The organism is Ahrensia sp. R2A130 (assembly GCF_000179775.1).
Taxonomy (GTDB): Bacteria; Pseudomonadota; Alphaproteobacteria; order Rhizobiales; family Rhizobiaceae; genus Pseudahrensia.
The window spans coordinates 253,792-272,627 of the sequence record NZ_AEEB01000005.1; the positions used below are offsets into that span (position 1 = coordinate 253,792).

Genomic DNA, 18,836 nt, shown 5'->3' on the forward strand with positions numbered 1-18,836 from the left:
ATGAAAAGCTTTTACTTCATAAGCCGCGAAACGAGTTGTGCTGTGTAATCGACCACCGGCACGATGCGCTGGTAGTTCAACCGCGTGGGGCCGATCACGCCCACCGCACCGACAATCCGCTGGCCACTGTCGCGATAAGGCGCGACCACGACAGAAGACCCCGATAGCGAAAACAGCTTGTTTTCCGAGCCGATGAAAATGCGAACGCCCTCGCCATCTTCCGCCAGATCGAGCAGCTGCATCAGCCCCTCGCGGGATTCCAGCTCGTCGAACAAATGACGCAGGCGGTCGATGTCTTCGCGCGCTTCGACGTTTTCCAGCAGGTTCGCACGGCCATGGATGATGAGCTGCGGTGTTTGGTCCGTGGCGGCACCTGCCCATGTGGCGAGGCCTTGGTCCACGAGCGCTTTCGTGAGCGAATCGATTTCATTTTGCGCGTGGGACAGCCGTTCGGAAATAGCTGTGCGGGATTCCGCCAAGGTGCGACCGGCAATGTGGGCGTTGAGATAATTGGAAGCCTGCGTCAGCGTGGTCGCCGTCAGGCCGGGCGGTAGATCGAGAATGCGGTTCTCCACCGACCCGCTTTCCCCCACCATAACGACCAGCGCCTTGGTGGCTTCCAGCCGCACGAATTCGATATGGCGTAGTCGCACGTCGGATTTATCCGCGATCACCAGCCCTGCGCCTTGCGTCAGGCCGGACAGCAGCGAGCTGGCCTCCGACAACACGGCATCGACCGTCTTGTGGGCTGCGGCATCGGACACTTTCGCATCCATCGCCGCGCGTTCCTGCGCTGACAAATCGCCCGCTTCCATGAAACCATCGACGAAATAACGCAGCCCCTGCTCGGTGGGCAGCCGGCCTGCGGAAACATGGGGCGCGTAGATAAGACCCAGATGTTCCAGATCACTCATCACGTTGCGAACGGAAGCCGGCGACAGGGCAACGGAAAGCTGCCGCGCCAAAGTGCGCGAGCCAAGCGGTTCGCCGGTCGCTAAATAGGTGTCGACGATGTGCCGGAAAATTTCCTGCGACCTGTCGTCTAAAGCTGATGGAGATGTGAGGCTCATGGATGACATATAGGAAGTCTGCATCGCCGCCTGCAACGGCTCAAATGGTGGCGGTTTCAAATCTTGCCGTTTGCCCCTAGAAACGCGCCAACCGATTTGTACCGCAGGCTACCTTATGTCCTTCAAACGTCCCTCCGGCAGAGCGCCGGACGAAATGCGCGCCGTCACGATCGAACGTGGCTTTTCCAAACATGCCGAAGGTTCTTGCCTCATCAAGTTCGGCGATACCCATGTGCTTTGCACGGCGTCGCTCGAAGAGCGTGTGCCACCGTGGCTGCGCGGCGCGGGCAAAGGCTGGGTGACGGCAGAATATGGCATGCTGCCACGCTCCACCGGTGGCCGTATGCGGCGTGAGGCGTCAGCCGGTAAACAGTCTGGCCGCACGCAGGAAATCCAGCGCCTCATCGGCAGGTCGCTCCGTGCGGTGGTGGATATGAAGGCGCTGGGTGAGCGCCAGATTTCCCTCGACTGCGATGTCATTCAGGCAGATGGCGGCACCCGTACCGCGTCCATCACCGGCGCATATGTTGCGCTCAAAGAATGCCTCGACTGGATGCAGGCGCGCTCGATGATCGGCGGCGATGTGCTGATCGACAACGTGGCCGCCATTTCCTGCGGTATCTACGAAGGCACCCCCGTGCTGGACCTCGACTACGACGAGGACAGCGAAGCGGATACCGACGCCAATTTCGTGATGACCGGTAAGGGCGGTATCGTGGAAATTCAGGGCACGGCAGAAGCAGCGCCTTTCTCCCGCGAAGAATTTTCGGCGCTCATGGATCTTGCTTCTAAGGGCATCGGTGAGCTGGTCGATCTGCAGAACCTGTCGGCATAAATATGCGCGCCCTCGACACAGCCAACATCATTCTTGCCACGCATAATGTGGGCAAGCTGGATGAATTCCGTGAGCTGGTTCAGCCCTATGGGCTGACCATAACGTCGGCTGCCGACCACGACCTGCCGGAACCTGTGGAAGACGGCACGACGTTCGAGGAAAACGCCTACATCAAGGCATGGGCTGCAGCTTCCGCCACCGGCAAAGTTGCGCTTTCAGACGATAGCGGGCTGTGCGTTGCAGCGCTCGACGGCGACCCCGGCATCTACACGGCGGATTGGGCGGAGAAGCCGGATGGTTCTGGCCGCGACTTTCAGTATGCTATGGAAAAGGTCGAAAAAGCACTGAACGATGTGGGCCTGAAGTCCGAAGATGAGGCTTCACGCGAGGGCTATTTCTGCGCAGTCCTGTGCCTGTGCTGGCCGGATGGCCATGCTGAGTATTTTCGCGGTGAGGCCCACGGCCATCTCGTCTGGCCGCCGCGTGGCGATAGCGGCTTCGGCTACGATCCGGTGTTTCGCCCGCAAGGCCACACCCGCACATTCGGTGAGATGACGGCGACCGAAAAGCATTCGTGGAAACCGGGCGAAGAAGGCCTCTCCCACCGCGCCCGCGCTTTCGGCAAGCTGGCCACTGCGCTGCTCGAGGGGCGCAAGTGAGCGAGATTTCCAACCAAGACGATGGCACGCCAGGCTTTGGCATCTACGTCCATTGGCCCTTCTGTGCGGCCAAGTGCCCCTATTGCGATTTCAATTCCCACGTCCGCCATCGCACCGTGGACCAAGAGGCTTTTGCTGCTGGTTTCGAGCGCGAAATCGCCCATATGGCCGCGCTCCAGCCCAACCGGCCCGTGACATCCGTCTTCTTCGGCGGCGGCACGCCGTCGCTGATGGAACCGGCCACCGTGGGCACGATCCTCGAAGCGATCCACAGCCATTGGCGGGTAGAAGACGGTATTGAAATCACGCTGGAGGCCAACCCCACCAGCGTCGAGGCCGACCGTTTTTCAGGCTACCGCGCGGCGGGCGTGAACCGCGTGTCGCTTGGTGTGCAATCGCTGCGCGATGAGCAGCTCAAATTTCTTGGCCGTATGCACAGCGCCGACGAGGCCATTGCCGCCATCGGCATTGCGCGCGATCTTTTCCCGCGCCTGTCCTTCGACATGATTTACGCCCGCCCCGATCAGAAGTTGGACGACTGGAAGGTCGAACTGGAGCAAGCCATCAGCCTCGCTGCCGATCATTTGTCGCTCTACCAACTGACTATCGAACCAGACACGCCGTTCTACGACCTGCACAAGAAGGGCCGTTTTGCGATTCCCGATCATGAGCAGGCCGCACAGCTTTATGAACTGACGCAGGACATAACCGAAGCCGCTGGTCTTCCCGCTTACGAGATTTCCAACCACGCGATTCCCGGTCACGAGAGCCGCCATAACCTGACCTATTGGCGCTCCGGTACATGGGCCGGTATCGGTCCCGGCGCCCACGGGCGGTTGGACATGAACGATGGCCGCCACGCGCTCGCCACCAAACGCCATCCTGAAAGCTGGCTGGATGATGTGCAGGATAACGGCCACGCGCTGGTGGAAGACGAGACGTTGTCCGACGCCGATCTTGCCGATGAAATGCTGCTCATGGGCATGCGTTTGCGCGAAGGCGTCGACCTGAACCGCTACACCCAGACCACCGGCATCGCCATCGACCCCATCCGCCTGCAGGATTTGAAGGGCCACGGCATGGTGGAAAGCTGGACCGACGAGCAAGGTCGGCCAAGGCTTCGCGCAACGCCTGCGGGATGGCTGGTGCTCGATGCTGTGATTGCAGATTTGGCTGCTTGATCCAAAACGAATTATCATCCCCGCATAGGTGGACATGATAGTCGAGGACGTGGTGGCTATTCGCCCTCGCCGAACTTATCCGCCACCAGTGCATCAAGCGCATCCAAGGCCGCTTCCGCTTGCGGGCCGCGGGCGGTGACATCGATGCAGCAGCCGGGTGAGGCAGCGAGCATCATGAGACCCATGATGGACGTGGCTTCCACCGTCTGACCGTCTTTCGACACATGAACGAGGGCGTCGAATTGTTCTGCAGTCTTCACGAATTTAGCAGAGGCACGGGCGTGCAGGCCACGAACATTACAGATGTCGAAACGGCGGGGGCCGATTTCGGGGGCGTCGAAAAACTGCTGGCGTTCGCCTGCGGTCATGTGGTGCCCGCCAACACCTGGCTTGCCACTTTGATGTAACGGCGACCCGATTCGGTAGATGCTTCCAGCGCGTCTGCGATCACCATCTCATCACGTATGGAGGCCAGCTTAATGAGCATCGGCAGATTCAACCCTGCCACCACTTCAACGAGGCCGGGCTCCATGACGGAGATGGCTAGATTAGACGGTGTCCCGCCGAACATGTCGGTGAGAATAACCGTGCCGTCGCCGGTATTTGTGGCTGCGATGGCCTCCAGAATATCCTGCCGCCGTTGTTCCATATCGTCATCAGGGCCGATGGATACGGTTTCCAGCTGGCTTTGTGGACCAACGACATGTTCCAGCGCCAAACGAAATTCGCTGGCCAATGCACCGTGGGTGACGAGGACGATACCAATCATATGGCGCTGCAGGTCCGACTGTTTTGCAACTTGGGGACGGCGATCTTTGCACGGTGGTCACCGGTTGCAAGAAAAAAGCGGCCCGTTTCGTCGAAATGAGCCTAAAGCCGCAGAGTCCTCGCCTTCGAATGAAATGCTTCTGCCACTAAAACAGCGCAGACGCCGAGATCTCGGGGCGGCACCCGCAGCAAGGGCAAATCGGGGCCTCCAGCAACCAAAGACAGAGATGTTGTTTCGGGCACACGTTCTTCCACGCCGGTGAGATCGATGATCAGGTCGATAACCGCGCTATCGACATAATCGACCGGTTGGACGCCCAACCCTCTAAATTCTGCCAATCCTTCCAGTTCCGGAACCGGTTTTGCGATAATGCGCCCGTGGTGCAGGCCAAGATGAACGCGGTCATCGGCAATCCAGACGGCGTGTCTGTTTAATGCACGATGAGTGGCGATCAGGTGGTGACACAACATCGATTTGCCACTGCCAGACGGGCCACGCAGCAGCAGGCCCGTTGTGCCCAGAACCAATGCGCTGGCGTGGATCGGCGTATCAACCACGACCGGTCGGCTTGTCGGCGGTTTCAAACAGCGGCAGCACCACGGTGAAACGAGCACCTTTAACACCCTTAGGGCCAGTCACGTTGGAGGCTGAAATCTCGCCCCCATGTGCTTCGATGATTTGTTGTGAAATTGAAAGGCCAAGGCCGGAATTCTGACCAAAGCCTTCGCTTTCGGGACGGTCGGTATAAAAGCGCTCGAAAATGCGTCCGGTGTTGTCTGGTGGAATACCGGGGCCGTTATCGGTGACTGTCACCACGGCATCATCACCGGTGCGCGACAGTGTCATCGTCACACGACCACCTTCGGCAGGCACGAATGAGCGGGCGTTCTCCACCAGATTGGCCAAAACTTGGCCGAGACGCCCGGCGTGACCTGCCACGTGCCAGTCCGGCTTGTTGCGCTGGCGTTTTGGTGCGGCAATCGTCTCGATGTCCAACGTCACGTCCGGCATCGGACCCACACGGTCGCCCGTCATGTGTGCGTAGGTGGCGTGAAAATCGGTGAGCAATTTGGCAAGATCGACGGGTTCTGCATTTTCGCGCGCCAGTTCAGCGTCCAGACGCGAGGCATCGGAGATGTCGGAAATCAAACGATCGAGACGGCGCACATCGTGTTCGATGACTTCGAGCAAGCGCTCGCGCTGTTCAGGCTTTTTGGCCAGCGGCAGCGTTTCCACCGCACTTCGAAGCGACGTAAGCGGGTTCTTCAACTCGTGAGACACGTCGGCAGCAAAACTTTCGATAGCGTCCATGCGGTCATAAAGACTGCGGGTCATATCGTTGAGCGAGCGGCCCAGATGGCCGATTTCGTCGGTACGGTCGGGAAATTCCGGTATGGCCTCACGCCCCTGTTCGCCCTTGCGCACCCGCTCGGCAGCCGCTGAAAGACGGCGCAGCGGGTTGGCAATCGTAGAGGCCAGAAGGATCGATAGCAGCGCTGTGACCGCAACGGCCACGGCGAATGTGCGGAAGATCGCCAACCGTTCCTTGTCGATAATCGCGTCGATATCGCCCGCTTCGGTGGACAGCAGCAACACGCCGAGCACGGCGCGGAAGCGTTGCACCGGCACCGCGACGGACACGATAGTATCGCCCTTTTCATTGCGCCGCGTTTCGCTGGCGCTGCGCCCGGAAAGCGCAGTCACGACCTCGCCATAAGACGTGCCGTTGGCGTTCAGCGTTTCGGAATACAGTGGCAGATCGCGCTGCCAGAACCAGTTGCGGAAGGCCAGCCAGTTGCGCTCCAGAAAGCCGCGCTGGTTCGCGCCACCGGGGGATGGCAGATCGGATCGCAGGACTTGGCCTTGAGAATAGAGCCGGTCGGAATCCAGAATGATGATCCCGTCACGATCATAAATACGGGCGCGGGTGCGGGTAGGCGAAATAAGCCGCCGCAGCACCGGTGCCACCTGTTCAGGGTTGATGGGGAAGTCGAGATTTTCCGTCTCGCTTTCCATCGGGAAGGCGCTTTCGCCGGTCTGTAACTCCAGCAGCACGTCCGGATCGATGGTGATGGCATCAATGTCCACGGTCGCTTGTGCCGCGATAGCGCCGGAGATGATTTCACCCTGGGTAAGCAGGCTTTCGACCTTCGCCTCGATCAGGCTGTCGCGGAACTGGTTGAGAAACAGGATGCCCGACAGAAGCACCACGAGGCCAGCCAGATTGAGGAAGATGATGCGCCGCGTGAGCGAAGTGAACAGCACCCGCCCGCCGAACCGCCATGCAGCCTTGCGGAATTGTTTCTTCTTGGAAGGCTGGGCGGGCGGGGAGCCTGCTGCTTCTTTCTGCACATCACCTTTTTGCGTATCCCCGGCCACGCTATCGGCAGGCGCACCACCGGCGATACGCGCGCTCAGGCGGCGTTTTATATCACCAGCAGAATTGCGCCGCAGGGTGCGGATCACGGTATATTCTTACGCCTCGCGGAACCGGTAACCGACGCCGTACAGCGTTTCGATCATGTCGAAGCTGTCATCGGTCTGTTTGAACTTCTTGCGAAGCCGCTTGATGTGGCTGTCGATGGTGCGGTCATCGACGTAAACTTGGTCGTCGTATGCGGCATCCATCAATGAATCGCGGCTTTTCACAACGCCGGGGCGTTGGGCCAGCGCATATAGGATTAGGAACTCCGTCACGGTCAGCGTGACCGCTTTGCCCTTCCACGCAGACGTGTGGCGCTCCTGATCCATGGCCAGATGGCCGCGTTCCAGAATATCGCCGCCACCATCTTCGATACGGGGTCCACCTTCGGCGCGCGCTGCGGTGCGGCGCAGCACGGCTTTTACGCGTTCCACCAGCAGGCGCTGGGAAAACGGCTTGGTGATGAAATCGTCCGCGCCCATTTTCAGGCCGAACAATTCGTCGATCTCGTCATCCTTGGAGGTGAGGAAGATCACCGGCAGATCGCTTTTCTGGCGCAACCGCCGCAGCAGCTCCATGCCGTCCATGCGGGGCATCTTGATGTCGAACACCGCAAGGTCCGGCCGCTTGGCGGTCAATCCGTCCAGCGCAGAAGCGCCATCGGTATAGGTCTCGACGCGATAACCCTCCGATTCCAGCGCGATGGATACGGAAGTGAGGATGTTGCGGTCGTCATCGACGAGAGCGATGGTTGCCATGAGTGTCTCCGAGTGTTCGACACAGTCTGCTGGAATTTCTTCCCGCAACTGATCGTATAAGCGCCTGTACCGGCGTCACAGTTGTAATCTAGGTCGTAACATACGGCCTGTGAAGAAGCGCCGGTTCGACCGGTCTGCACCCTTGCTGAAATCGGGTCTAAAACAGGCAAAAGACGCGCTCGTTTACGGGAGCGGTAACCAAGCCTGTGAATGTGGCAGCAATTAAACCGATTAATCGCAAATCGAAACGGTTCGCACTCCATTCGGACGGTTGTCTTGTGATTGTCACGTTCCTAGTGTCGCGCGACTTTCGCAAACAAGCTCCCACCGTCGGCATCAAACCTCCTGCCACCAGCAGGAGTGAGAATTTTCTTTTCCGATGATGACGTTTCAAAGGTTCCCCATGACCAATACCCCACGCGCTGCCTCCTCCCGTGCAAACGGCCCTGAAGGCTCCCGACTGTTAGAGACAGCAAACATCCGCTGGAACGACGGCGAGCAGGCTTTGTTCGACCTTGCTTTGGAGCGCGGCGAAGGCCGGGCCACGGCAGATGGAGCACTCGCCGTCACCACCGGCAAGCACACGGGTCGTTCCGCCACCGATAAATATTTGGTGCGCGATGAAGGCACGGAAGATCAGGTCTGGTGGGACAACAACCAGTCCATGAGCCGCGAACATTTCGAGGCGCTGAAAGAAGACTTCTTCGCCCATGCCGAAGGCAAGGAACTGGTTGGTCAGGAATTGTTCGGTGGGGCAGACGAGGACTACCGCATCGGCGCACGCATCTATCTAGAATTTGCATGGCACGGCCTGTTCATTCGCCACCTGCTGCGCCGTCCCGATGCGGCCGAATTGCCCGGCTTTGCGCCGGATATGACCATCGTGAACCTGCCCTCCTTCAAGGCGGACCCTGCCCGCCACGGCTGCAAGACAGAGACTGTCGTGGCCGTCGATCTCACCAACCGGCTCGTTCTTATCGGCGGTACAGAATATGCCGGCGAAACGAAGAAGAGCGTGTTCGGCGCGCTGAACTATTGGTTGCCTGAAAAGGGCGTCATGCCGATGCATTGTTCCGCCAACGAAGGCGGGCGCGGTTCAGCACTGTTCTTCGGCCTTTCCGGCACGGGAAAGACCACCCTGTCCTCAGACGCATCGCGCACGCTGGTGGGTGATGACGAGCACGGCTGGTCCGACAATGGCATCTTCAACTTCGAAGGCGGCTGCTACGCCAAGACCATTCGTCTGTCTGAGGAAGCCGAACCGGAAATCTACGGCACCACGAAGATGCCGATGTCGGTTCTTGAAAACGTCGTCGTCGATGATGCCGGTGTTCCGGACTTCGACGATGGGTCGCTGACGGAAAATGGCCGCGTGGCCTATCCGCTGCACTACATCCCCAACGCTTCGGAAACCGGCCAGGCTGGCCACCCGAAAACTCTCATCATGCTTACCGCAGATGCCATGGGTGTGCTGCCGCCGATTGCGAAGATGACGCCGGCGCAGGCCATGTATCACTTCCTGTCCGGCTACACGGCAAAGGTCGCGGGCACGGAAAAGGGCGTCAAAGGCGTGCAGGCCACGTTCTCCACCTGCTTCGGTGCGCCCTTCATGCCGCGCCATCCCACCGTCTATGGCAACCTGTTGCGCGACAAGATCGCCGCCAACGAGGTGACATGCTGGCTGGTGAACACCGGCTGGACCGGCGGCCCCTATGGCGAAGGCTCGCGCATGCCGATCAAAGCCACACGCGCGCTGCTGGCCGGTGCACTTGACGGTTCGCTCGATGATGTCGAAATGCGCCGCGACGAAAACTTTGGCCTCATGGTGCCCGTTGCCGTCGATGGCGTGGACGCAGCCCTGCTCGACCCCCGCAGCACATGGACCGACAAAGACGCCTACGACCGCGCGGCACAGGAATTGGTGGCCAAGTTCATCGCCAACTTCGAAAAATTCGCAACCCATGTGGATGCAGACGTGAACGAGGCCGCGCCAAAAGCGGCCTGAGTCTACGCATTACAGAAATAGAAAAGCCGCCGACCCATCAGGACCGGCGGCTTTTTATTGCGCCCCGCCAGCAGCCCATTGGCCGCCAGCAGGGCACATAATAAGCGAAACGCTTACATTGGCATCAGGACCGTGTCGATCACGTGCACGACGCCGTTGGACTGCTCCAGATCGGCTGTTGCCACGGTGGCGGTGCCGCCTTTGGCATCGGTGATGATGACGTTGTCACCGTCGAGCGACAATGCGAGCTCTGCGCCGTTCACGGTTTTCACCATGGCTTTGCCGTCGTTGTCGTTGATGAGCTTGACCACGTCTGCGGCCATCACTTTACCGGATACGACGTGATAGGTGAGAATACCTGTCAGCGTGTCTTTGTTTTCCGGCTTCACCAGCGTGTCCACGGTGCCTTCCGGCAGTTTGCCGAATGCATCGTTGGTTGGTGCGAACACTGTGAACGGACCGTCGCCGTTCAGCGTTTCGACGAGACCCGCTGCCGTCACGGCTGCGGTAAGCGTGGAGAGTGCATCTGTTTCGGATGCTGTCTGCACGATCGTCTTGGAGTGGCCGTCGGCCCATGCGCTTGCGGCCGGGATTGCAAATGTTGCCGTGGAGGCGACGAGGGCTGCGGCGAGTGTCTTTTTCAGAAAGGTCATTTTCGAGTCCTTACTTCAATCGGGCGGTTGGAAAAATAACGACAATGCCCGTGGCTGCCGTTCTGACCCAACTACGAATGAACAGGGCATTTTGTTGCGAAAACTTTTTCATTAAATCTGCGTGCGAAAATGAAACTGTGACAGCGCTTCATCCGTTTGCGCGGTGTTTCCCGCCACAATTGACGGAAACGCTCAGCGTTGCAGCAAAATATCCAGAATACTGCGACGTTTTGGCTGCTCTTTTTCAACCCGCGCCACCAGCTCTTCGCGGCTTCTATTGCTGCCCGGACGGAAGGTCGGCTGGGTGATGGCAAGTGGAACCAGCATTTCGTCGGCGTCGAACCCGGGCAGCGGCAGTGCGGGCAGGCCCTGATGCAGCGCGCCCATATAGTTGGCGAAGGTGATGGCAGGCAAGCTGCCGCCGGTCAGTTTGCGGGTGGGCGAATTGTCGTCATTGCCGAACCACACGGCGGTGACGGCGTGGGCCGACCAGCCAACGAACACCGCATCGCGAAACTGTTGGCTGGTGCCGGTCTTACCCGCAATCATGTGGCCGGGAACCTGCGCCTTGCGTGCCGTCCCCTGCTCCACCACGCCGCGCAGCATGCGGTTCATCTCGCCCACATTGGCGGACCAGACGACCATTTGCGCGCCGGTGCTGCGCCGCTCATGCATCGATCTGCCCTCGGTGTCGGTAATGCGGGTTATGATGTGCGGAGTGGCTGGCTTGCCGCCATTGGCGAAGGGCGCGTGGGCGCCTGCCAGTTCCATCAACGTGACTTCCGATGAACCGAGCGCCAGCGAATAATTGGGAGCCAGCTTGCTTTTGATACCAAGCCGCCGCGCCACCGTCGCCACCCGTTGGGGTCCAGCTTCGTGGATCAATCGCGCAGCCACCGTGTTGGACGACAGCGCCAGTGCGCGGGAAAGCGAAAGCTGACCGTAATGTTTGTTGCCGTAATTCTTCGGTGCCCATTTGCCGTAGCGCACCGGCGCATCGCTGATGATGTCCGACGGCACGCGGCCGTTTTCCAGCGCGGCGAGCCACACGAAACTCTTGAACGCGGAACCAGGCTGGCGCTTGGCGTCGGCTGCGCGGTTGAACTGCGATTGCGCGTAATTGCGGCCACCGATCAGCGCCTTCACCGCACCATCCGGTGCCATGGAGACCAGCGCTGCCTGCGAAACTTTGCCCTTCGCTGCGGTCTTCGTTGCGAATGCTGCGTCCACCGCTGCCTGTGCGGACAACATGGCGAAGGGGTCGATGGTCGTCTGCACCACCACGTCGCGCTTCACTTCGCCCAACAACTTGCGAACCCGTTTGGCCACCATATCGGTGACAAAGTGTTCGGGACCGGATTTGAAGTGCTTGGCGTTCTCTCCGGGCTTCACGTTGGCGATGTCGATGGAGCCGGGCTTGATATAACCTTCACGCTGCATAGCCCGCATGACGGTGCGCGCTCGTTTGTGGGCCCGCTCTTCGCTTTTCGACGGCGTATAATAAGACGGAGCCTTCAGCAGACCGGCCAGCAAGGCGGCTTCAGGAATGGTGACGTAGCGGGCCGACTTACCGAAATACCGTCGCGCTGCTGCATCGACGCCCGTTGCACCTGCGCCGAAATAAACGCGGTTGAGATACAGCTCCAACAATTCGGCCTTGGAGTATTTGGCCTCCAGCCAGAAGGCGAGAATAAGCTCCTGAATCTTACGCCCGAAAGATCGTTCCGGCGTGAGAAAGAGGTTCTTCGCCAACTGCTGCGTGATGGTCGAGCCACCCTCGCGCAACCGGCCCTGCATGATGTTGCGAGACATCGCGCGGGTGAAACCGATGGGGTCGAACCCGAAATGCGCGTGGAAGCGCCGGTCTTCGATGGCGATCACGGCTTGCGAGATATACGGCGACATCTCTTCCAGCCGCAGCGCCTTGCCGCCGGTCGCGCCGCGATTGCCGATCAGCGATCCGTCAGACGCCAGAATCGCGATGTTCGGTGGTCGTTCCGGCACGACCCAACTGTCGGCGCTGGGCAGCTTTGCAGCGTAAAAGCCCACCACGCAGGCCACCGCGATGCCGCCCCAAAGACCGAAGATCACGCCCCAATAGGTGAAGAACCGCGCGATGCGAAACGCGATACCACGTTTGGTTCTTGCCTTACGACCGGATTTTGCGCGCGCCTTGCCGCGTACCTTGCCTTTGGGCGCAGCACGACTGGCCGTCAGGCCGCCTGTCGCAGGCGCGTCGTCAAAGGACGGCTCGATGCGCGTCCGTTTTGCCTGTTTTCGCGCGCGCGCCATCGCTCGGTCCAATACATCGAATTTGAAGCAATGTGGCACTCGTCCTTTAAGGTGGCGTAAAGGCGGCGGTTAACCTTTCCGATTTACCGCGAATTTAGAACACCTGACGTTTCACGCGCTTGTGAGCGGTGAATTTACCCATTGAGAAATGATTTTAATTAAATCCAATCGCATGACACATCTTGCACAGACCGCTGCGCTAAACGCGCCTTCATCCACCCTGCCATCTTCTTCCGCCCCTACAGCGAAAGTTGGTAACAGAGTTGCGTGGATCGATGGTGCCAAAGGTATCTGCATCATCCTCGTGGTGATGATGAACACCGTGTTGGGGTTGGAGGCGGCCACCGGCGACACCGGTTGGATGCACGCGGTGGTGGAATTCTCCAAACCCTTCCGGATGCCGGATTTCTTCATGGTGGCGGGCCTGTTTCTGGTGCCGACCCTGACCCGTAATTGGGGTCTCTATCTCGACCGCAAAGTGGTGCATTTCGTCTATTTCTACGTGCTGTGGCTGACCATCCAATTCGCCTTCAAGGCACCCTTCATGGTGATGGACGGACTGACACCAGCATTGGCAGCAAAGACCTATCTACTGGCCTTCGTGCAACCATGGGGGTCGTTGTGGTTCATCTGGATGCTGCCTTTTTTCTTCATCGCCGCCCGCCTGTTCTGGCCTTATAAATACGCGATGTTGGGCGTGGCAGCGCTGTTGCAGATCGCGCCGATCCACACAGGTGGTTTGATGGCATCGGTTTCGACCACGCTCGGCCTCGAGCCATCCGGTGCCGGTTTCGTGTTCATCGATGAGGGCGCGTCCTTCTTCGTGTTCTTCCTTATGGGGGCGATCTTCGCGCCGCAGATTTTTGCGCTGGCCGATTGGGCGGGTCGCAACAAACGCACCGGCGTGTTGGCGCTGTTGGTGTGGTTTGCAACGAATCTGCTTCTGACCTCCACCGGTGCGGCTGGCTTGCCCGTCATTGCTCTGCTGCTGGGCATGGCGGGTGCGGTGGCCATCGTCATTTTCGCCCGGCTGATGGCGGATCTGCCTTGGATGGATTGGCTGCGCATCATCGGTTCGCTGTCCATCGTGGTCTATCTCGCGTTCTTCTTCCCCATGGTCATCATGCGCCTGCTGTTGCTTAAATTCGCGCCGGGCATGGATGCGGGAACCATGGGGGCGCTTTCAACGGCGGTGGCAGTGGTGTCGCCCGTAGTACTGCACTGGGTGATCGGTAAGATCGGCGTCGGATATTTCCTGTTCGTGCGGCCCAAATGGGCGACGTTCGGAGAGAAGTCAGAACCGAAGCGTGAGGCTCGTTTAGAAGTTGCTTAAAACAACACCAGTTGTTCTGGCGGAGGCGCGAAGCGGTCTCTTAGATTTTCGCTGTCTGTCAGTCCGCCTGGCTGCCAGTCGTGGGCGCAGATGAAAGGCATGGCCTTCTTCACGCCGTTCGACATGCGGGCGAGATCTTCCAGCCGCAATGAACGATGCCGACGGCCTGTCAAAATGCGTTTCACCGCCGTCGTACCGAGGCCTGGCACGCGCAATAGTAAAGAGCGCTGCGCCTTGTTCACGTCCACCGGGAACATGTGACGATTGGCCAAGGCCCATGCGAGTTTGGGGTCGATGGCGAGATCGAGATTGCCGGATGGGGCAGCGCTGGTGATTTCGTCCACCCCGAAACCGTAGAACCGCAGCAGCCAGTCGGCCTGATACAACCGGTGCTCACGCATGAGGGGCGGGCGGATGAGGGGCAGACGAGAACTGGCGTCTGGAATGGGCGAAAAGGCGGAATAATAGACCCGCTTCAAACCGTAGCTGCCGTAGAGGTTCGATGATGTGCCCAACACATCGCGGTCACGGGCGTCATCAGCCCCGACGATCATCTGGGTGGACTGTCCAGCAGGTGCGAATTTTGGCGCGTGGCGAAAGCGTTTCTTTTCGTCCTTGGCTTCATCCAGCCGCGTCTTCACCCGCGCCATTGTCTGTTTGATGCCGTCGCGGTTCTTTTCCGGTGCAAGATCGGTGAGGCCGGATTGGGTGGGCAGTTCAATATTGATGGACAGCCGGTCGGCATAAAGGCCTGCGCGTGCCAGCAGATCGGGGGAGGCTTCGGGGATTGTTTTCAGGTGAATGTAGCCGCGAAAATCGTGGACCTCGCGCAGCACGCGGGCGACCTCCACCACCTGCTCCATCGTGTAGTCCGGATCGCGCATGATGCCCGACGACAGGAACAAGCCTTCGATATAGTTGCGTTTGTAGAAATCGAGCGTGAGTTGCACCACCTCGTCCACCGTGAAGCGGGCGCGCTGCACATTCGACGACACGCGGTTCACGCAATAGAGGCAATCATATTTGCAGTAATTGGTGAGCAGAATTTTCAGCAGCGAAATGCACCGCCCGTCCGGCGCATAGGCGTGGCAGATGCCGGAGCCTTCGGACGAGCCGATGCCCTTGCCGCCCATGGAATTGCGCGACGATGTGCCGGAAGATGAGCAGGACGCATCGTATTTCGCAGCATCCGCCAGCACCGCCAATTTTCCGCGCACGCCCAGCGGCCCGCCGGAAATGGTGGGCAGTGCCTCGGGTATCTGACCCTTCAACTGCGGTGCCGCGTGTCTGCCGATATTTCCAGAAATGGCTTGCATGGATACCTCGTTATTTGTTCCCCCTCCGTTCTATTCCATCTCCACTAATTTTCAAGGTGTGGTTGCGCGGTTTGAAACGCGGTAAGGAGACGCATACCCGCCAACCGAAAGGTTATCATCATGTCGCTCACCGTTCCTGCCTTCGACCTGTTGCCCGCAACAGAATTGCCCATCACGGGCACCGAGGATATTTTTCCCGTCGGGCGGATCTTTTGCGTCGGGCGTAATTATGCCGACCACGTTGTGGAAATGGGCGGCGACCCGGACCGCGAAGAGCCGTTCTTCTTCACCAAACCCGCCAACGCCCTGACGCAGGATGATGTGGTCCCATACCCGAGTCATACTGAAGACCTGCATCACGAGATGGAACTCGTGGTCGCCATCGGTCCATCGGTGGCCCAGCACGGGATGAATATTTCCGTGCGCGATGCACTGTCACATGTGTTCGGTTATGCCGCTGGCGTCGACCTCACCCGTCGCGATTTGCAAGCGGAAGCGAAAAAGCGTGGCCGTCCATGGGACATGGCAAAGGGTTTCGATTTCTCATGCCCGTGTTCCGATCTGCGGCTTGCATCCGACATCGGGCATCCGGAAAGTGGCGCGGTGAAACTCTCTGTCGATGGCGAGTTGAAGCAGGATGGTGATTTGGCCCAACAGGTATGGAAGGTACCGGAAATCGTCGCGAACCTTTCCACTTATGTGACGCTGCGCCCGGGCGATCTGATTATGACAGGGACACCCGCCGGTGTTGGTCCGCTTCTTTCGGGCCAACGTGTCGAGGGTGAAATCGAGGGCATTGGTCAGGTCGCCTTCACCGTAGCGGCAGACCGCTGATGCGTGACATCGATTACCGTGCGTGGTCGCACCGCGCCGCCGACTGGTCTGCAGACTACCGTGATGGCGTGGCCGACCGACCTGTTCGGGCGCAGGTGAAACCGGGAGATGTTGCCGCGCAGATTGCAGATGCCGCACCGGAACTCGGTGAGGAGATGGAGGCGATATTCGCCGACTTCGAAAGCATCATTCCCGATGGCATGACCCATTGGCAGCACCCGCGCTTCTTCGCCTATTTCACATCGAACGCCGCACAGGCCGCACTTGTGGGCGACCAGCTTGCCAACGCTTTCGCAAGTCAGTGCATGTTGTGGCAGACGTCACCCGCCGCCACCGAGCTGGAGTTGAAAATGGTGGATTGGCTGCGCGCAGCCCTTGGCCTGCCGGACAGTTTCACCGGCACATTTCAGGACACCGCATCCTCCGCCACCTTGTGCGCCGTGTTGACCATGCGGGAACGGGCGTTGAATTTTACGGGCAATAAAGAAGGCCTGTCCGGCAAGCCAAATTTGCGAATTTATGCCTCCGGCGGCACGCACTCGTCCATCGATAAGGCACTGTGGGTCGCGGGATTGGGGCAGGACAATCTGGTGAAAATTACCACCGGCGAAGGACCGCTGTTTCCGATGGATGTGGCCGCGCTGGAACGTGCGATCGCAGAAGATCGCGCGGCGGGCCATGTGCCTGCGGGCATCGTGGCTTGCGTGGGTGGCACGTCTGTCGGGCATACCGATAATTGCGCGGAAATCTGCGCGCTGGCGAAACGCGAGAACCTTTTCGTCCATGTGGATGCAGCATGGGCTGCCAGCGCTATGATCTGTCCGGAATTCCGCCACCTGTGGGCGGATGTGGAGCAGGCGGATTCCATAGTGTTGAACCCGCACAAATGGTTGGGGGTGCCGATGGAATGTTCGCTCCATCTCGTGCGCGATCCGGCCATGCTGCGCGATACGCTGTCCATCGAGCCGGAATATCTGAAGACGAGAACCAAGGCGGAGCCGGCGAAGGGAGAGGTTGGTGAGATCACCGATCTGTCGTCCATGTCGATCCAGCTTGGTCGCCGTTTTCGGGCGTTGAAAGTTTGGTTTTTGCTGCGCGCTCACGGCTTGGAAGATTTGCGCCAGCGCATTCGCAATCATGTGGAATGGGCCGAAAACCTGTGCGAACGGCTGCGCGAAACGGATGGGTTCGAGATCGTCACCGAGCCGGTGCTGTCACTGTTCTCGTTCCGAGTGGAAGGCGACGATGAACGAAACCTCGCGCTGGTGGACGCCATCAATGATGACGGTCGCATCTATCTTACCCAAACGAAGTTCGAAGGTCGCATTGCCATTCGCTTCGTCACGGGCCAGTTCGACATGACACGCGATGATATCGACATCGCCTATGACACGATCACGGAAATCGCCGCCAGATGACACTCAAGACAGCCTCCATCACCGACCGCTTGGCCAATCTGGGTGCGGCCCGTTGGGACGTTCATTTCGAAGGTCGCAAGCGTCTCGCAGCGGGCGAGAACTTGATCGAACTGACCATCGGTGAGCCGGATATTCCCACCCCGCCTGCGCTGATCGAGGTCGCCGCACAATCTATGCGCGATGGCCGCACCGGCTATGCGGCAGGGCGTGGGGAGCCGGGTATGGTGGCTGCGATTGCTGCGAAATACTCCGCACGCACGGGTCGCACAATCGACCCGCGACAGGTGCTGTCCTTTCCCGGCACGCAGGCGGCACTTTCATTGTGCATGTTATCGCTCACCGAAGCTGGCGACGATGTGCTGCTGCCGGACCCTTATTACGCCACCTATGAATCCGTGGTTCGGGCCAGCGGCGCGCAATTCGTGCCGGTGCCGATGGAGGCCGCGAACGGCTTTCACCTTACGCCGGATCAGTTGGAAGCCGCGATCACATCATCCTCCAAAGTGCTTTTGCTGAACTCCCCCCACAACCCCACCGGTGCCACGCTTTCCGCTCCCGAGATCGGAGCCATCGGCGAGGTCTGCGAAGCGCACGATCTGTGGATTTTGTCCGACGAGGTTTACGAACCTTTGGTCTATTCCGGCACCTTCGCCTCGCCCTTCGATGATGCGCGGCTGGCCGAACGCACGGTGGTCGTCTCATCGCTTTCAAAATCCCACGCCGCCCCCGGCTTCCGCGCGGGCTGGTCTGTCTCGCCGCTGTGGTTTGCTGACAAGGCGCAATCTGTCAGCGAAGCGGTGCTGTTCGGCAACCAGCCTTTCATCGCCGATATGGTGGAAGCGGCACTGAAATCCGATGATGATCCTGCCGCAGAAATGGGCGCGAACTATCGGTCGCGCATTGAAGCGGTGAAGGCCTGTTTCGATGGAACACCGCTGAAACCCATGGTACCGGAAGCGGGCATGTTCATGCTGGTTGATGTTTCGGCCAGCGGCATGGACGGCGAAGCGTTCGCGCGCAAAGCGCTGGACCATGGTGTATCGGTGATGCCGGGTGGGTCGTTCGGTTCGCAGGCCAAGGCGTTCATCCGGTTGAGCCTAACGGTTCCGGAAGATGATTTGCGTGAGGCGGCCGAGCGGTTGGTGGGTGTTCTCTAACAACACACAGCTGTCATCCCCGCGTAGGCGAAGATGACCAGTGTGGTCGGGCCCGGTTTAGGGGTGCAAGCAACGAAGAACGCGCTCTTGCCAAGACTGCTACAGAGGCTTATATCCAACTCAACATCTCAGAC

At 59.4% G+C, this 18,836-nt stretch carries 17 protein-coding genes; 8 read left to right on the forward strand and 9 right to left on the reverse strand.

Translation table 11 applies throughout. The features are described from left to right. Nucleotides 1-11 precede the first annotated feature (11 nt). A complete protein-coding gene (gene hrcA, locus R2A130_RS07535) occupies nt 12-1,094 on the reverse strand; it encodes a heat-inducible transcriptional repressor HrcA (protein ID WP_083804224.1) in 1,083 nt (360 codons plus the stop codon). A 91-nt stretch (nt 1,095-1,185) separates the two neighbouring features. Between hrcA and rph the strand changes: the two genes are divergently transcribed. From rph to hemW, 3 genes are read left to right on the forward strand one after another with little or no spacing between them, the layout of a single operon-like run. Further along, the gene (rph, locus tag R2A130_RS07540; RefSeq protein ID WP_009464439.1) at nt 1,186-1,905 is read left to right on the forward strand and encodes a ribonuclease PH; all 720 of its coding nucleotides are present in this window, start codon (nt 1,186-1,188) and stop codon (nt 1,903-1,905) included. A gap of 2 nt (nt 1,906-1,907) precedes the next feature. Then, the gene (locus tag R2A130_RS07545) at nt 1,908-2,564 is read left to right on the forward strand and encodes a non-canonical purine NTP pyrophosphatase (protein WP_009464440.1); all 657 of its coding nucleotides are present in this window, start codon (nt 1,908-1,910) and stop codon (nt 2,562-2,564) included. After that, entirely contained in the window at nt 2,561-3,745 is a 1,185-nt protein-coding gene (gene hemW, locus R2A130_RS07550) for a radical SAM family heme chaperone HemW (RefSeq protein WP_009464441.1), read from the forward strand. The genes R2A130_RS07545 and hemW overlap by 4 nt, the downstream gene beginning before the upstream one ends. A 56-nt stretch (nt 3,746-3,801) precedes the next feature. Here hemW and R2A130_RS07555 read toward each other — a convergent pair whose 3' ends face one another. From R2A130_RS07555 to R2A130_RS07575, 5 genes are all read right to left on the reverse strand, one after another. Then, the gene (locus R2A130_RS07555) at nt 3,802-4,113 is read right to left on the reverse strand and encodes an HPr family phosphocarrier protein (protein ID WP_009464442.1); all 312 of its coding nucleotides are present in this window, start codon (nt 4,111-4,113) and stop codon (nt 3,802-3,804) included. Continuing rightward, on the reverse strand, nt 4,110-4,514 hold the full coding sequence (locus R2A130_RS07560; RefSeq protein ID WP_009464443.1) for a PTS sugar transporter subunit IIA: 405 nt from the start codon (nt 4,512-4,514) through the stop codon (nt 4,110-4,112). The genes R2A130_RS07555 and R2A130_RS07560 overlap by 4 nt, the downstream gene beginning before the upstream one ends. Nucleotides 4,515-4,615: 101 nt before the next feature. Beyond that, nucleotides 4,616-5,071, reverse strand: coding sequence for an HPr kinase/phosphorylase (locus R2A130_RS07565; RefSeq protein ID WP_009464444.1), 456 nt, complete (start codon nt 5,069-5,071; stop codon nt 4,616-4,618). Continuing rightward, the gene (locus R2A130_RS07570) at nt 5,064-6,980 is read right to left on the reverse strand and encodes a sensor histidine kinase (RefSeq protein ID WP_009464445.1); all 1,917 of its coding nucleotides are present in this window, start codon (nt 6,978-6,980) and stop codon (nt 5,064-5,066) included. The genes R2A130_RS07565 and R2A130_RS07570 overlap by 8 nt, the downstream gene beginning before the upstream one ends. A 9-nt stretch (nt 6,981-6,989) precedes the next feature. Next, nucleotides 6,990-7,694, reverse strand: a complete 705-nt coding sequence (locus R2A130_RS07575) for a response regulator transcription factor (RefSeq protein ID WP_009464446.1) — start codon at nt 7,692-7,694, stop codon at nt 6,990-6,992. 403 nt (nt 7,695-8,097) lie between these two features. On the opposite strand from R2A130_RS07575, the gene R2A130_RS07580 reads away from it, so the two are divergent. Then, on the forward strand, nt 8,098-9,699 hold the full coding sequence (locus R2A130_RS07580; protein ID WP_040305436.1) for a phosphoenolpyruvate carboxykinase: 1,602 nt from the start codon (nt 8,098-8,100) through the stop codon (nt 9,697-9,699). A gap of 113 nt (nt 9,700-9,812) precedes the next feature. Here the strand turns inward: R2A130_RS07580 and R2A130_RS07585 are convergent, their stop codons facing one another. Both R2A130_RS07585 and R2A130_RS07590 read right to left on the reverse strand, forming a co-directional pair. Beyond that, the gene (locus R2A130_RS07585; RefSeq protein ID WP_009464449.1) at nt 9,813-10,352 is read right to left on the reverse strand and encodes a fasciclin domain-containing protein; all 540 of its coding nucleotides are present in this window, start codon (nt 10,350-10,352) and stop codon (nt 9,813-9,815) included. Between the two features lie 192 nt (nt 10,353-10,544). Continuing rightward, entirely contained in the window at nt 10,545-12,644 is a 2,100-nt protein-coding gene (locus R2A130_RS07590; RefSeq protein ID WP_009464450.1) for a transglycosylase domain-containing protein, read from the reverse strand. Nucleotides 12,645-12,816: 172 nt separating this feature from the next. Here R2A130_RS07590 and R2A130_RS07595 point away from each other — a divergent pair, with 172 nt between their 5' ends. Then, nucleotides 12,817-13,977: an acyltransferase family protein gene (locus R2A130_RS07595; protein WP_156798436.1), complete on the forward strand. Its 1,161-nt coding sequence runs from the start codon at nt 12,817-12,819 to the stop codon at nt 13,975-13,977. Here R2A130_RS07595 and R2A130_RS07600 read toward each other — a convergent pair. After that, entirely contained in the window at nt 13,974-15,293 is a 1,320-nt protein-coding gene (locus R2A130_RS07600) for a putative DNA modification/repair radical SAM protein (protein WP_009464452.1), read from the reverse strand. The genes R2A130_RS07595 and R2A130_RS07600 overlap by 4 nt on opposite strands. Before the next feature lie 120 nt (nt 15,294-15,413). On the opposite strand from R2A130_RS07600, the gene R2A130_RS07605 reads away from it, so the two are divergent. Genes R2A130_RS07605 through R2A130_RS07615 form a run of 3 tightly spaced genes read left to right on the forward strand, consistent with a single transcriptional unit; the run spans nt 15,414 to nt 18,702 of the window. After that, nucleotides 15,414-16,127, forward strand: a complete 714-nt coding sequence (locus R2A130_RS07605; RefSeq protein ID WP_009464453.1) for a fumarylacetoacetate hydrolase family protein — start codon at nt 15,414-15,416, stop codon at nt 16,125-16,127. Next, nucleotides 16,127-17,545, forward strand: a complete 1,419-nt coding sequence (locus R2A130_RS07610) for a pyridoxal-dependent decarboxylase (protein ID WP_009464454.1) — start codon at nt 16,127-16,129, stop codon at nt 17,543-17,545. Before R2A130_RS07605 ends, R2A130_RS07610 begins: the two co-directional genes overlap by 1 nt. Further along, on the forward strand, nt 17,542-18,702 hold the full coding sequence (locus tag R2A130_RS07615; protein WP_009464455.1) for a pyridoxal phosphate-dependent aminotransferase: 1,161 nt from the start codon (nt 17,542-17,544) through the stop codon (nt 18,700-18,702). The genes R2A130_RS07610 and R2A130_RS07615 overlap by 4 nt, the downstream gene beginning before the upstream one ends. The last annotated feature ends 134 nt before the right edge of the window (nt 18,703-18,836 follow it).

Excerpts from the sequence above, each read along its gene's own strand:
- R2A130_RS07580 (WP_040305436.1), top strand. The coding sequence starts at position 8,098 with ATGACCAATACCCCACGCGCTGCCTCCTCCCGTGCAAACGGCCCTGAA.
- R2A130_RS07615 (WP_009464455.1), top strand. The coding sequence starts at position 17,542 with ATGACACTCAAGACAGCCTCCATCACCGACCGCTTGGCCAATCTGGGT.
- rph (WP_009464439.1), top strand. The coding sequence starts at position 1,186 with ATGTCCTTCAAACGTCCCTCCGGCAGAGCGCCGGACGAAATGCGCGCC.
- R2A130_RS07575 (WP_009464446.1), bottom strand. The coding sequence starts at position 7,694 with ATGGCAACCATCGCTCTCGTCGATGACGACCGCAACATCCTCACTTCC.
- R2A130_RS07590 (WP_009464450.1), bottom strand. The coding sequence starts at position 12,644 with ATGGCGCGCGCGCGAAAACAGGCAAAACGGACGCGCATCGAGCCGTCC.
- R2A130_RS07600 (WP_009464452.1), bottom strand. The coding sequence starts at position 15,293 with ATGCAAGCCATTTCTGGAAATATCGGCAGACACGCGGCACCGCAGTTG.
- hrcA (WP_083804224.1), bottom strand. The coding sequence starts at position 1,094 with ATGCAGACTTCCTATATGTCATCCATGAGCCTCACATCTCCATCAGCT.
- R2A130_RS07545 (WP_009464440.1), top strand. The coding sequence starts at position 1,908 with ATGCGCGCCCTCGACACAGCCAACATCATTCTTGCCACGCATAATGTG.
- R2A130_RS07555 (WP_009464442.1), bottom strand. The coding sequence starts at position 4,113 with ATGACCGCAGGCGAACGCCAGCAGTTTTTCGACGCCCCCGAAATCGGC.
- R2A130_RS07595 (WP_156798436.1), top strand. The coding sequence starts at position 12,817 with ATGACACATCTTGCACAGACCGCTGCGCTAAACGCGCCTTCATCCACC.
- R2A130_RS07585 (WP_009464449.1), bottom strand. The coding sequence starts at position 10,352 with ATGACCTTTCTGAAAAAGACACTCGCCGCAGCCCTCGTCGCCTCCACG.
- R2A130_RS07605 (WP_009464453.1), top strand. The coding sequence starts at position 15,414 with ATGTCGCTCACCGTTCCTGCCTTCGACCTGTTGCCCGCAACAGAATTG.
- R2A130_RS07610 (WP_009464454.1), top strand. The coding sequence starts at position 16,127 with ATGCGTGACATCGATTACCGTGCGTGGTCGCACCGCGCCGCCGACTGG.
- R2A130_RS07560 (WP_009464443.1), bottom strand. The coding sequence starts at position 4,514 with ATGATTGGTATCGTCCTCGTCACCCACGGTGCATTGGCCAGCGAATTT.